Source organism: Streptomyces sp. NPDC091281 (assembly GCF_044757425.1).
In the GTDB taxonomy this organism is placed as follows: domain Bacteria; phylum Actinomycetota; class Actinomycetes; order Streptomycetales; family Streptomycetaceae; genus Streptomyces.
Window position 1 is genome coordinate 426,968 of record NZ_JBIVUY010000001.1, and the last position, 13,434, is coordinate 440,401.

The 13,434-nt window shown below is 74.3% G+C and carries 10 protein-coding genes; 9 read left to right on the plus strand and 1 reads right to left on the minus strand.

What is annotated here, in order from left to right; all coding sequences use genetic code 11:
• Positions 1 to 287 precede the first annotated feature (287 nt).
• The 4 genes from ACIQPQ_RS01825 (at position 288) to ACIQPQ_RS01840 (ending at position 5,816) form a co-directional block, all read left to right on the plus strand.
• The gene (locus tag ACIQPQ_RS01825; protein WP_401298383.1) at positions 288 to 1,136 is read left to right on the plus strand and encodes a hypothetical protein; all 849 of its coding nucleotides are present in this window, start codon (positions 288 to 290) and stop codon (positions 1,134 to 1,136) included.
• An 81-nt stretch (positions 1,137 to 1,217) separates the two neighbouring features.
• Complete coding sequence (locus ACIQPQ_RS01830; RefSeq protein WP_401298385.1) at positions 1,218 to 2,270, plus strand: hypothetical protein; 1,053 nt, start codon at positions 1,218 to 1,220, stop codon at positions 2,268 to 2,270.
• 188 nt (positions 2,271 to 2,458) lie between these two features.
• A complete protein-coding gene (locus ACIQPQ_RS01835; protein WP_401298388.1) occupies positions 2,459 to 2,992 on the plus strand; it encodes a hypothetical protein in 534 nt (177 codons plus the stop codon).
• Positions 2,993 to 3,095: 103 nt separating this feature from the next.
• Positions 3,096 to 5,816: an immunoglobulin I-set domain protein gene (locus ACIQPQ_RS01840; protein WP_401298390.1), complete on the plus strand. Its 2,721-nt coding sequence runs from the start codon at positions 3,096 to 3,098 to the stop codon at positions 5,814 to 5,816.
• Positions 5,817 to 5,955: 139 nt separating this feature from the next.
• On the opposite strand, the gene ACIQPQ_RS01845 is transcribed toward ACIQPQ_RS01840, so the two are convergent.
• On the minus strand, positions 5,956 to 7,311 hold the full coding sequence (locus tag ACIQPQ_RS01845) for an MFS transporter (protein ID WP_401298393.1): 1,356 nt from the start codon (positions 7,309 to 7,311) through the stop codon (positions 5,956 to 5,958).
• 481 nt (positions 7,312 to 7,792) lie between these two features.
• Here ACIQPQ_RS01845 and ACIQPQ_RS01850 point away from each other — a divergent pair, with 481 nt between their 5' ends.
• The 5 genes from ACIQPQ_RS01850 (at position 7,793) to ACIQPQ_RS01870 (ending at position 13,432) form a co-directional block, all read left to right on the plus strand.
• The gene (locus tag ACIQPQ_RS01850; RefSeq protein ID WP_401298396.1) at positions 7,793 to 9,082 is read left to right on the plus strand and encodes a glucarate dehydratase family protein; all 1,290 of its coding nucleotides are present in this window, start codon (positions 7,793 to 7,795) and stop codon (positions 9,080 to 9,082) included.
• 134 nt (positions 9,083 to 9,216) lie between these two features.
• Complete coding sequence (locus tag ACIQPQ_RS01855; protein WP_401298399.1) at positions 9,217 to 10,362, plus strand: carbohydrate kinase family protein; 1,146 nt, start codon at positions 9,217 to 9,219, stop codon at positions 10,360 to 10,362.
• A 193-nt stretch (positions 10,363 to 10,555) separates the two neighbouring features.
• Positions 10,556 to 11,626, plus strand: a complete 1,071-nt coding sequence (locus ACIQPQ_RS01860) for a PhoH family protein (RefSeq protein ID WP_401298402.1) — start codon at positions 10,556 to 10,558, stop codon at positions 11,624 to 11,626.
• 13 nt (positions 11,627 to 11,639) lie between these two features.
• Complete coding sequence (gene ybeY, locus ACIQPQ_RS01865; RefSeq protein WP_383767404.1) at positions 11,640 to 12,137, plus strand: rRNA maturation RNase YbeY; 498 nt, start codon at positions 11,640 to 11,642, stop codon at positions 12,135 to 12,137.
• Positions 12,134 to 13,432, plus strand: coding sequence for a hemolysin family protein (locus ACIQPQ_RS01870; RefSeq protein WP_401298404.1), 1,299 nt, complete (start codon positions 12,134 to 12,136; stop codon positions 13,430 to 13,432). Before ybeY ends, ACIQPQ_RS01870 begins: the two co-directional genes overlap by 4 nt.
• The last annotated feature ends 2 nt before the right edge of the window (positions 13,433 to 13,434 follow it).

The following is a 13,434-nucleotide window of genomic DNA, read 5'->3' on the forward strand; positions in this document are numbered from 1 at the left end:
CTGCGCCTGCGCCCGTGCCTGTTCCTGCGCCTGTTCCTGTGCCTGCGCGGAACTGTGGGCCCGGCCGGTGTCCTCCGGCCGCGGGGGCCCTCCCGGTTGCGCTCATCGCCCGTTCCTCTCCACTCGGTTCTCCGTCCGTCCGTCGCACCCGGTTCTCCGTCCGTCCGGGCTCGTGTCCGGGCCGGCGTCCGGGCACTCGTCCGGTTCGCGCCTGGTGCCCACCTGGAACACAGACGAAGAATAGATTAGGTTAGGCTGACCTTAGTTCCGGGTGGTGGGGGTTTTCCATGGCATCGGCAAGTGGCCTGCGGGGCCACGGAGTTGGCGGTCTCCTCGCGGTCGCCTCGGCGTCCGTCCTGTTGCTGCCGGCCGCACCGGCCGCCGCCGCGGGCGGCTCCGCGACCGGGCCGGAAGGCCAGAAACTCACGGTGTCGGCATCCTCCGGCCTGGACCCGGCGGGGGCGACGGTCACCGTCACCGGCTCCGGCTACAACACGGAGAAGGGCATCTACGTCGCCTTCTGCGTCGACAACGGTGTCGGGAAGACGCCCACGCCGTGTGTCGGCGGCGTCGACATGTCCGGCGAGTCCGGCGCCTCCGCCTGGATCTCGTCCGACCCGCCCTCCTACGGCGAGGGCCTCGCCAAGCCGTACGGCGGCAGCGGCCACGCGGGCACCTTCAGCGTCAAGCTCAAGGTGCGGGCCAAGGACGCCAACACCGACTGCACCGCCGCGGGCGTGCGCTGCGCCGTCATCACCCGCAACGACCACACGCGGGGCGGCGACCAGACCCAGACGGTCCGCATCCCGGTGACCTTCGGCACGGCGGGCGGCTCGGGCGGCACGGCGGGTACGGGGAGCACGGCGGGTGCGGGGAGCACCGGCGGCGCGACGGCGACGCCGGGCGCGACGGCCGGTACGGGCACCACGGGCTCAGGTGCCACGGGCTCGGGCACCACCGGCTCGGGCACCACCGGGGGCGCGTCCGGTGACCAGGCCGCCGACGGCTCCATGGCGAGCACCGGCTCCGACGTCGCGCTGCCCCTCGGGCTCGGCGCGGCCGGTCTGGTCGCCGCCGGGGCGGGTGCCTGGTTCTGGGCGCGCCGCCGCCGGACGGGCACCGGCGGAGCCGCGTAGGCGCGTCGAGCGGTCCCGGCCCGGTCACCGCCCGGTGCGGGCGGGCTGACGCAACCTCACTTTCCAGAGGGAGAACCGAACATGGTGAAGAGACCCGGCGCCGTCGCCCTGACGGCGGGCGCCCTGGTCGCACTCTGCTGCCCCGGCGCGGCCCTCGCGCAGGACGCCCGCGCCACGGGGGAGCCGACCGTCCGGGAGGTCTCGGGCGGCTTCGCGCGCTGGACCGCGGCGGCCGGGCAACTCGCCGACGAGGGCGTCTCGTTGGACGTCACCCGGCCCGCCGTACGGTCCTCCGCCGACCGTGCCTCCTTCCCCGCCCTCGGTGGCAGCACCGACCCGGCGGCGGGCACGGCCGACCTCCGTCTCGGGGGCGCCGCCCGCTTCGACGGCCCGTCCGCGCGGCCTCTGGTCCTCGGCGGACTGCGGCTGCGCCTCGCGGCGGACGGGGGCGGCGCGCTGTACGGCCGTACGGTCGTCGACGGCCGGGCCGCCGAACTCGCCCTGGCGGACGTCGCGTCGGGCGCCGGTCCCGCCGTACGGGCCACCGGGGTGACCTGGGCCGGTCTGCGGGCCTCGCTCACCGCCGAGGGCGCGGCCCTGCTGTCCTCCTGGAGCGGCGCGGAGTTCACGGCGGGGGAGCCGCTGGGGGCGCTGGAGCTGACGCTCGGGACGAGGGCGGCGGGGACCGGCGGGAGCGGGTCGGAGGGCGGGTCCGGGAGCGGGCCGGGGGACAGCCCCTCGGGCGGCTCATCGACCCAACCTGCGCCGAAACCAGATGACTTGGAGCCGGGTGACCTGGAACCGGGCGGCGCCCCGGACGCGGGAGCCGCGCCGGGTTCCGAGGCCCCGGCCGCGGGTGACGGCACCCCCGTGGCCACCGTCACACACGCCACGCTGGCTCCGGGGTCCCGGCAGACCGTCACCGGCGAGGGCTTCGCGCCCGGCGCGGTGGTGCTGGTCGCGATCGACGGCGACACCCGCTACCAGGCGGAGGCGGACTCCGACGGCCGGGTCACGCGTGAATTCCCCGTCTACGACACCGCCTTCACCGGGAAACACACGGTGGAGCTGACCGCAGTCGGCAGCCGTCCGGCGGTCGTGAGCGCGACGTTCGGGGTCGGAACCCCGAGCTGATCAGCGTGTTACGCCGGATCACCCCAGCACGGAGCGGGCCGCACGGTCCGCTCCTCGGCATGCCCGAACTCCCCTGCACAGAAGCCCGGTTGGGTTTTCTTTGCAGTCCGTTGACAAACAGCTGAAGATCGTATTTAGGTTTGCCTTACCTAAGTTCGACTCGTCGAGACGGAAGAGGACCTCCTCCCATGAGAGTCACCCCCCGCACCGCCGCCCGCGCCGCTGTCGCCGTCGCGTCCGCCGCCGCCCTCACCCTGGGCCTGGCCGGTTCCGCCTCCGCCGCCACCTCCACCCGCAGCGTCGTGGACGGCGGCACCACCTACAACCTGTCGCTGACCGCCCCGAACACGGCGACCGCCGCGGGCCAGGTCATCACCGTCACCGGCTCCGGCTACAACACCTCCCAGGGCGTCTACGTCGGCCTCTGCGTGGTCGACGGCGCGCAGGGCGCCAACAAGCCGACCCCGTGCCTCGGCGGCCAGGACGAGACCGGCGCGACCGGTGCCTCGCACTGGGTGAACAACACCTTCGGCGGCATGTTCGCCAACAGCTCCAAGTTCGGCACCGGCGGCACCTTCAGCGTGCAGATCTTCGTCAAGGCCACCCTCGACGACGGCCGGGTCTGCGGCGAGGACGTCGACTGCGCCGTGGTGACCCGCGCCGACCACTTCGACAGCGGCGACCGCAAGTACGACGTGCACGTCCCGATCGCCTTCCAGTAGGCGGTCCCGGCCGGGCCCGTGACCACGGGCCCGGCCCTTCGGCGTCCCCCTGGGTGTCCTCGGTCGGGGCGCACCCCCCGTCCGAGGAACCCCCGGAGATCCCATGACAGACGCCACGAAAGGCCGGCCCGGCCCGGTCGGCGCGGCCCGCCCGCGCGGCCGCCGACCCGCCGCCCTCCTCGGCGCCGCCGCCCTGCTCGCCGCCGCGACGGTCGCCGTGACCGGCGGCACCGCCGCCCAGGCCGCGGACACCCCGCGCACCGGCCTCGGCAAGGCGGGCCAGAAGCTCACCGTGTCCGCCACCGCGCACCTCGACCCGGACGGCGAGACCCTGCGCGTCAAGGGCTCCGGCTACGACGCCACCAAGGCGATCTACGTCGCCCTGTGCAAGGACAACGGTGACGGCGTCATCCCCACCCCCTGCATCGGCGGCGCCGACCAGAACGGCACCGGCAGTTCCTCGCAGTGGATCGTGCCCGAGGGCGACGAGTACGCCGGGGACCTGGCCGTGAAGTGGGGCGCGGGCGGCACCTTCGACGTCGAACTGGACGTGAAGGCGAAGGACGGCAGCGTCGACTGCGCCAAGGTCGGCTGCTCGGTCGTCACCCGCGTCGACCACCGCCGCCCCGGCGACCGCTCCCAGGACGTCCGGGTCCCGGTCGCCTTCGAGGGCCAGGACCCCGGTGACGGCGACGACGGGGGCGACGGCGTGGACGTCCCGCCCGGCACCGTCGACTGGGTGCGCGCCGCCGACTTCACCACCGCGGGCAAGGTCCGCGACCTCCTGCTGCACCCCGACTCCGGGAAGCTCTACGCCGGTTCGGACGACGTCGTCGACACGGGCGACGTCAACGAGCGCGGCCTGTACGCCCTCGACCCGGCCGACGGCAGGGTCCGCAGCCACCTGGCGAAACTGCCCGGCTCCAACGGAGCCCTGCTGGAGCGGACCGTCAACCTGATCGCCGGGCCGCTCCCCGGTGACGGCGTCACCTTCCAGTACCCGCTGCGGGGCCTGGCCACCGCCAAGGACGGCGACACCGCCGCCGCGAGCGCCGTATGGCTGACCGGCGCCACCGTCACGGGCGTCGGACCCGGTACGACGGCCGCCACCACCCTGGTCGCGCAGGGCGCCGCGCTCTCCGAACTCGACACCGCCACCGGGGCCGTACGGCGCACGATCACCCTCGACGGCGGCTCCCAGCTCGGCGTCGACCCGGCCCGTAAGGCGGCCTGGTCGGCGGGGGTGAGCGGCGGGCAGCTGCGCCGGGTCGACACCTCCGGCACCGACGCGTTCACGGTCACCGCGACCGCCCAACTCCCCGACGAGGGGGTCGGGTTCGTCGAGGCCGACCCGGTCACCGGCAACGTCTGGGTGGGCAGCGGCAGTTCGGTCCTCGTCCTCGACGCCGCCGCGAAGCTCCTCACCACGATCACCGGCCCCGACGAGGCGGTCGACGTCGCCTTCGACGCGGTCACAAAGCGGGCGTTCGTCGTCTGGCAGGACAGCGGCGACACCGGCAACGGCGGCGACGAGGTCAGCTCCCTCGGCGTCTACGACACCGTCGGCTTCGCCGCCGCCGCGAAGCCCACCACCCTCGCGGGCAACCAGTCCCAGCTCGGCGAGGCCGCCGTCGCCGTCGCCCCCGGCGGCACCTCGGTCTACGTCTCCAGCCCGGCCCAGGCCCGCATCACCAAGCTCGACCTGCGGAGGTCGCCCCGCGTGACCCAGTCCCCGACCGACCGCACGGTCGCGCCCGGCGACGAGGTCGCCCTGGTCGCCGCTGCCGAGGGCACCCCCGAACCCAGCGTCGCCTGGAGCGTCAGCGCCGACGGCGGGCAGACCTGGACCCCGGTCGAGGGCGCGACGAAGAACGCGTACACGTTCACCGCGCGCGCCGCCCAGGACGGCTACCGCTACCGCGCCGAGTTCACCAACACGGCGGGCCGGACCCGCACCACCCCGGTCACCCTCACCGTCAAGGAGGCGGGCGGCGACAACGGCGGCGGCAACGGCGGCAATGGCGGCAACGGCGGCCAGACCCCGACCGGCCCCTCCGGCACGAAGACCGTCACCGGCACAGGTGGCCAGAAGCTCACCGTCACCCCGGTCAACGGCCTGGCCGAGGAGAACCAGGTCCTCAAGGTCACCGGCTCCGGCTACGACGAGAAGAAGGGCATCTATGTCGCCCTCTGCGTCGACAACGGGCCCGGAGAGCTGCCCACTCCGTGCGTCGGCGGCGTCGACATGACCGGCGGCTCGCACAGTTCGGCCTGGATCTCCTCCAACCCGCCCGACTACGGCAAGGAGTTGGCGAAGCCGTACGGCAAGGGCGGCAGTTTTGCGGTGGAGCTGACCGTGGACGCGAAGGACGAGTTCACCGACTGCTTCAAGAAGACCTGCGTCCTCGCCACCCGCGCCGACCACACCCTGTCCGGCGACCGCTCCCAGGACGTCAAGGTCCCGGTCAGCTTCACCGGCCAGCCCCCGGTCGGCACCGACGACGGCCCCGGCGCCGACTCCGGCGGCACGACGGGCGATTCGGGCGGCACCTCCGGCGGCGGGACGACCGGCGGCACGGACGGCGGCACCGGCACCACGGGCGGCACCACGACCGGCGGCGGCAGCGACGGCGGGTACGGGGACACCGGCACGACCGGCGGCGTCTCCGCGACCGGCGGCACCGGCGGCAGCCTCGCCGCCACGGGCGTCACCGTGGGCGTCGCCGCCGCCTCCGCGGCCCTGCTGACCGCGGCGGGCTGGTACCTTCGCCGCCGCGCGAACCAGGCGACGGCGCGCGTACCGGCCCGCGACACGGCAGCCTGACCCACGACCCACGCCCCACGCCCCTCGCTCCACCCCCCACCCGTCCCCGGTCCCGGCGCGGCACCCGCCCGCCGGAGCCGGGGACGGTCCCTGTCCGCCCCGGCGCCCCACACGCCCGCGGGCCCCATGCGTCCCGTCCTTACGCGTCCCCCGCCCCCGGCGCCCCGCCCGCCGGTCGCGGACCGGCCGTGTCGTAGGCGTCCTGGTCCGGTACGGCGGCCGGGAGGTCGACGGCGACCTCGACGACCGTCTGTTCCGCCGCGCCGACCGGGGGCACCGCGCCGCTCGGGGTGCCGGTGGCCGCCGCGACCATCGCGGCCGGGGTGCCGCCGCGCCGCCGGACCGCGCCGGGCAGCAGCGGACGGCCGCCCGTGTGCAGTGCCACCGCCGTCATCGGGACGGCCACCACGAGCAGCCCCGCCCCCAGCACCAGCCCCATCACCGGGAACCCGGCCTGCGCAGACAGGACGCTCCCGGTCAGCGGGCCCGCCGCCGTGCCCAGCGAGGACGCCGAGCCGACCAGCACCGCCCACCGGCCGCGCGGGTCCAGCGACGCGGCCAGCCCGATCAGGTACGACAGGACGACCGGGTAGAGGGCGTTCCAGGCGATCTCCCCGGCCGCGAACCCGCCGAGCCCGGTCGCCGACGCGCTGACCACGACACACCCGGCGATCAGCGCCGTACCGCCGCCGATCGGCACCGCCCGCCCCAGCCGCGCCCCGAGCGCGCCCGCGCCCAGCACGCCGAGCAGCCCGGCGCCGAGTGCGACCGCGAACACCACGCCGACGGTGGCCTCGCTCAGCCCCGCCTGGGTCAGCCCGATCCGGCCGCTGACCCCCCACAGGGCGTTCTGCACGAGGGACCAGCAGGGCATCGCGGCGGCCAGCACCAGCCCGGACCGCAGGTGCGGCAGCCGGGCGGGGGCGGCGGCGCCGTCGGCCGGGGCCGGGGTAGCGGGGGCGGGTCCGGGGAGCCGCCGGGTCAGCGGCCAGACGGCGCCCGCGGTCAGCGCGAGCGCCGCCAGCGGCTGCCCGTGCCCGGCGCCGAGGTGCGGGACCGTCAGATAGACGGCGCCCGCGAGCGCGGACACCCCGAGCAGGCCGAACGCGGAGGCCCGGTGCGGGTCGGGCTGGGCGGCGATGCGGGTGGCGGCGACCGTGGTGGCCGTGCCGGAGCCGAAGCCGCCGAGGACGGCGCCCGCGACGACGAGCGGCACACCGTCGGCGAGGGCGGCGCCGCCGTAGCCGAGGAGGGCCAGCAGGAGTCCGGCGCGGGCCAGGGCGCGCGCCCCGACCCGCTCGACGCGCGCGGCCAGGGTGAACCCGGCGGCGGCCGAGCCGAGGAGCAGCGCGCTGCCGACGGCACCGGCCTGGGTGGCGGAGAGCGGCAGTCCCGCGTCGAGGCGGCCCACGACGGTGGGCAGCAGATAGGGGGCGAGGTACCCGGCCGTGAAGAGGGCGACGAGGGACCAGGGGGTGGCGCGGGGCGCGGACACGGGCGTTTCCAGGCGTGCGGAAGGGGCCGCTCGGCGTGAGCGGGCCCGGTGGGGGAGGGGGAGGGGTCGAGCGGAGGAATGCGGGGGCGACGTCCGTCGACGGACGGGAACGCGCGGGCAATTTGTATCAAGCACGCAGTCCGGGAGACAGCGCGGGTGGGGTGAAGTGGATCACTTTCTGTTTGGCGGTGGGATCACGGGGTACGCGCGAGCGCCGCATCGCGCGCGCGGCGCGCTCCCGGCGCGCCGCTCACGCGCCCCCTCGCCCCCTCCCCTCCCACCTTCCCCGCACCCCTTCTCCCGCCCCGCCCCACGCCCTCCCGCCCCTCCCGTCGCCCTTCCCGTCACCCCGCGCCATTGACGACGCGAGTTCGCATACCTAGCCTTCATCTCCATACGTGAATCACGTGAATCACGTGAATCACGTGAATGACGTGAATCACGTGAATGACCACCCCGGAGAGCGCAGGAGCCGCCGCCCGTGAACCTCACCGTCGCCGACGTCCGGCTCACCCCGGTCCTGGTCGCGGACCCGCCCCTGCTCAACACCCAGGGCGTCCACCAGCCGTACACCCCGCGCTTGGTCGTGGAGGTGGAGACGGCCGACGGGGTCACCGGCGTCGGGGAGACGTACGGCGACACCACCTACCTGGAACTGGCCCGCCCCTTCGCCGAGCGGCTGCGCGGCCGGTCGGTCAGCGACCTGAATGGGCTGTTCACCCTCGCGGACGAGGTCGCCGTCGACGCCGCCCGGGTCTCCGCCCGCGTCGACGGCGGCGGACTGCGCGGCGTCCGGACCGCCGACAAGCTCCGCCTGTCCGTCGTCTCCGCCTTCGAGGTCGCCTGCCTCGACGCCCTCGGCAAGACCCTCGGCCTGCCCGTGCACGCCCTGCTCGGCGGCAAGGTGCGCGACGCCGTCGACTACAGCGCGTACCTCTTCTACCGGTGGGCCGACCACCCCGACGGGGTGCCCGCCGAGAAGGACGACTGGGGCGCCGCCCTCGACCCGGCCGGGATCGTCACCCAGGCCCGCCTGCTCACCGAGCGGTACGGCTTCACCTCGTACAAGCTCAAGGGCGGCGTGTTCCCGCCGGAGCAGGAGGTCGTGGCGGTCCGCGCCCTCGCCGCGGCGTTCCCCGGGCGGCCCCTGCGGCTCGACCCCAACGGCGCCTGGTCGGTGGAGACCTCGGTGGCGGTGGCCCGCGAACTCGGCGACGTGCTGGAGTACCTGGAGGACCCCGCGCTCGGCACGCCCGCCATGGCCGAGGTCGCCGAGCGGACCGGGGTGCCGCTCGCCACCAACATGTGCGTGACGACGTTCCAGGAGGTCCCGGAGGCGTTCACCACCGGCGCCGTGCAGGTCGTCCTCTCCGACCATCACTACTGGGGCGGACTGCGCAACACCCTCCAACTGGCCGCCCTGTGCCGCACGTTCGGGGTCGCGATCTCCATGCACTCCAACACCCACCTCGGCATCTCGCTCACCGCGATGACCCACGTCGCCGCCACCGTCCCCGGCCTCCGGCACGCCTGCGACACCCACTACCCCTGGCAGACCGAGGACGTCCTCACCGCCCGCGTCCCCATCGAGGGGGGCCGTGTCAGAGTCCCCGACGCCCCCGGCCTCGGCGTCACCCTCGACCCCGAACGCCTCGCCCGCCTGCACCGCCGCTGGCTCGACGACGACGGCACCCTCCGCGACCGCGACGACGCGGCGGCGATGCGCGCGACCGACCCCGCCTGGACGACCCCGACGGTCCCCCGCTGGTAGCGGCCACCCCGGCACGCCGTCACCCCGCCTCCCGGCGGCCACCCCGCCCCCCGGCCCCCGTCGTCCGCGCTCCCCGCCCCCGCCCCTCCCGTGGTGCACACTGGCGAGATCCGTACCACGTCAGGGAGCGCACCGTGATCGCGTCCACCGCGTCCACCGGAGAGGGACACCACCGCCAGGCCCGCCCCACGGCCGCCCACGTCGACCCGCTGAGCGCGCGGCGCGCCCCCGGGGACCCGCCCTGGGACGTCTATCTGACCGGCACCGTCTTCCTCGACATCATCTTCACCGGCCTCGACTCCGCCCCCGTGCGCGGCACCGAGTCCTGGGCGCGGGGCATGGGATCGAGCCCCGGCGGCATCGCCAACATGGCCGCCGCCCTCGCCCGCCTCGGCCTGCGCACCTCCCTCGCGGCCGCCTTCGGCGACGACCACTACGGCGAGTACTGCTGGGACACCCTCGAACAGGGCGAGGGCATCGACCTCACCGCCTCCCGCACGGTCCCCGGCTGGCACTCCCCGGTCACCGTCTCCATGGCGTACGAGGGCGAACGCACCATGGTCTCCCACGGCCACGAACCGCCCCCCGAGGAGACCGCCCCCGCCTCCCCGCCGCACGCCCGCGCCGCCGTCGCCTCCCTCACCCCCGGCACCGGCGCCCCCTGGATCGCGCAGGCCGCCGGTCGCGGCACCCGCGTCTTCGCCGACGTCGGCTGGGACGACACCGGCGCCTGGGACCTCGCCGGACTCACCGACCTGCGGCACTGCGAGGCCTTCCTGCCGAACGCCGAGGAGGCCATGCGCTACACCGGCGCCGCCACCCCGCGCGCCGCCGCCCACGCCCTCACCGACCACGTCCCGCTCGCGGTCGTCACCCTCGGCGCCGACGGCGCGTACGCGGTCGACCGGCGCACAGGGGAGACCGCCGAGGTCCCCGCCATCGCCGTGGAGGCCCTCGACCCGACCGGCGCCGGGGACGTCTTCGTCGCCGGGTTCGTCACCGGGACCCTCGCGGGCTGGCCGCTCGCCGACCGGCTCGCCTTCGCCGGGCTGACCGCCGCGCTCTCCGTCCAGGAGTTCGGCGGCTCGCTCTCCGCGCCCGGCTGGTCGGAGATCGCCGCCTGGTGGCACCAGGTCCACTCGGTCGCCGACCAGTCGCCCGAGGCCCTCGACCGCTACGCCTTCCTCACCGCGCTCCTCCCCGCCCGCGACCCCCGCGACACCGCCCCCTGGCCGCGCCGCCGCGCCGTCCCCACGATCGGTTTCGGCCGCTCCGCGTGACCCCGCCCGCGCCCCGCCCCGGCCCCCTGTACGGCCCGCCCCGGCGTCCCGCGCGGCCCGCCCCGGCGCCCGTAGGCGTCGCCGAAAAGTCCTACGGCGTTGTCAGCCCCCTGGCGTACTCTGGAAAACGCCAGGCCGCCCTTGGGGCAGGCGCGACGTACCCGGGAGGACGTAGAGGCTTTCGGGCCGGCCTATGACTCAGACACCGACAGCTCACACGCCCGCGCAGGGCAAGGCGAGAGCACAGTTCACCGTTCCCGCCCAGCACCCCATGGTGACCGTGCTGGGTTCCGGCGACTCCCTCCTGCGCGTGATCGAGACGGCTTTCCCGGCGGCCGACATCCACGTCCGGGGCAATGAGATCAGCGCGGTCGGCGATCCGCGGGAAGTCGCCATGATCCAGCGCGTGTTCGACGAGATGATGCTGGTGCTCCGCACCGGACAGCCGATGACGGAGGACGCAGTGGAACGCTCGATCGCGATGCTGCGGGCGAGTGAGAACGGGACCAGCGACGGCCGGGAGACCCCGGCCGAGGTACTGACGCAGAACATCCTGTCCTCGCGCGGCCGCACGATCCGCCCCAAGACCCTGAACCAGAAGCGGTACGTCGACGCGATCGACAAGCACACGATCGTCTTCGGCATCGGCCCCGCGGGCACCGGCAAGACCTACCTGGCCATGGCCAAGGCGGTCCAGGCCCTCCAGTCCAAGCAGGTCAACCGCATCATCCTGACCCGCCCCGCGGTGGAGGCCGGCGAACGCCTCGGCTTCCTCCCCGGCACCCTCTACGAGAAGATCGACCCCTACCTCCGCCCCCTCTACGACGCCCTCCACGACATGCTCGACCCCGACTCCATCCCCCGCCTCATGGCAGCGGGCACGATCGAGGTCGCCCCGCTGGCATATATGCGTGGCCGCACGCTCAATGACGCGTTCATCATCCTGGACGAGGCGCAGAACACGAGCCCCGAGCAGATGAAGATGTTCCTCACGCGGCTCGGGTTCGAGTCGAAGATCGTCATCACCGGTGACGTGACGCAGGTCGACCTGCCGAGCGGGACCAAGTCGGGGCTGCGGCAGGTGCAGGACATCCTGGACGGGGTGGAGGACGTGCACTTCTCGCGGCTGACGTCCCAGGACGTCGTACGGCACAAGCTGGTGGGCCGTATCGTCGACGCGTACGAGAAGTACGACGACCAGCACGGCACCGAGAACGGCACCCACAAGGGCGGCCGGGGGAAGTCCGGGCCCAAGGGGAAGTAGACCGAGCACCACCATGTCGATCGACGTCAACAACGAGTCCGGAACCGAGGTCGACGAGCAGGCGATCCTCGACATCGCCCGCTACGCGCTCGCGCGGATGCGCATCCACCCGCTCTCCGAGCTCTCGGTGATCGTCGTGGACGACGACGCCATGGAACAGCTCCACATCCAGTGGATGGACCTGCCGGGGCCGACGGACGTCATGTCCTTCCCGATGGACGAGCTGCGTCCGCCGTCGAAGGACGACGACGAGCCCCCGCAGGGCCTCCTCGGCGACATCGTGCTCTGCCCCGAGGTCGCGAAGCGGCAGGGCGAGGAGGCCCCGACGCGGCACTCCATGGACGAGGAGCTGCAACTGCTCACCGTCCACGGCGTGCTGCACCTCCTCGGCTACGACCACGAGGAGGCGGACGAGAAGGCCGAGATGTTCGGCCTCCAGGCCGCCATCGTCGACGGCTGGCGCGCGGAGAAGGGCCTCACCGGCCCCTCCCCGGCCCCGACCGTGTCATGAGCCTCCCCCTGATCCTCGGCGCGATCGCCCTCGTCGTCGTGGCCTGGCTCGCCGCCTGCGCCGAGGCGGGCCTCGCGCGCGTCTCCAGCTTCCGCGCCGAGGAGGCCGTCCGTTCCGGCCGCCGCGGCAGCGCCAAGCTCGCCCAGATCGCCGCCGACCCCACCCGCTACCTCAACGTGGCGCTGCTGGTCCGCGTCGCCTGCGAGATGGCCGCCGCCGCCCTCGTCACCTACGGCTGCCTGCACGCCATCGACGGCACCGCCGCCGCCCTGCTCGCCGCCATCGGCGTCATGGTCCTCGTGTCGTACGTCGCGGTCGGCGTCTCCCCGCGCACCATCGGCCGCCAGCACCCGCTGAACACGGCGACGGCCGCCGCGTACGTCCTGCTGCCGCTGGCCCGGATCATGGGCCCGATCCCGTCGCTGCTGATCCTCATCGGCAACGCGCTCACCCCCGGCAAGGGCTTCCGGCGCGGCCCGTTCGCCTCCGAGGCGGAGCTGCGCGCGCTGGTCGACCTCGCGGAGAAGGAGTCGCTGATCGAGGACGAGGAGCGCCGTATGGTGCACTCCGTCTTCGAGCTGGGCGACACGCTGGTGCGGGAGGTGATGGTGCCGCGCACCGACCTCGTCGTCATCGAGCGGTACAAGACGATCCGCCAGGCCCTCACCCTCGCCCTGCGCTCCGGTTTCTCGCGGATACCGGTCACGGGGGAGAGCGAGGACGACATCGTCGGCATCGTGTATCTGAAGGACCTGGTCCGCAAGACGCACATCAGCCGGGACGCGGAGAGCGACCTGGTGTCGACGGCGATGCGCCCGGCCGCGTTCGTGCCCGACACGAAGAACGCGGGCGACCTGCTGCGCGAGATGCAGCAGGAACGCAACCACGTCGCGGTCGTCATCGACGAGTACGGCGGCACGGCGGGCATCGTCACCATCGAGGACATCCTGGAGGAGATCGTCGGCGAGATCACCGACGAGTACGACCGGGAACTCCCGCCCGTGGAGGAGCTGGGTGACGACCGCCACCGGGTCACCGCCCGCCTCGACATCACCGACCTGGGCGAGCTGTACGGCCTGGAGGAGTACGACGACGAGGACGTGGAGACCGTCGGCGGCCTCCTCGCCAAGGCCCTCGGCCGGGTCCCGATCGCCGGGGCCTCCTCGACGGTGGAACTCCCCGACGGCCGTGAGCTGCGGCTGACCGCGGAGGCCGCCGCCGGACGCCGGAACAAGATCGTGACGGTGCTGGTGGAGCCGGTGAAGCAGCCCGCGGAGGACGAACAGCCCGCGTGAAC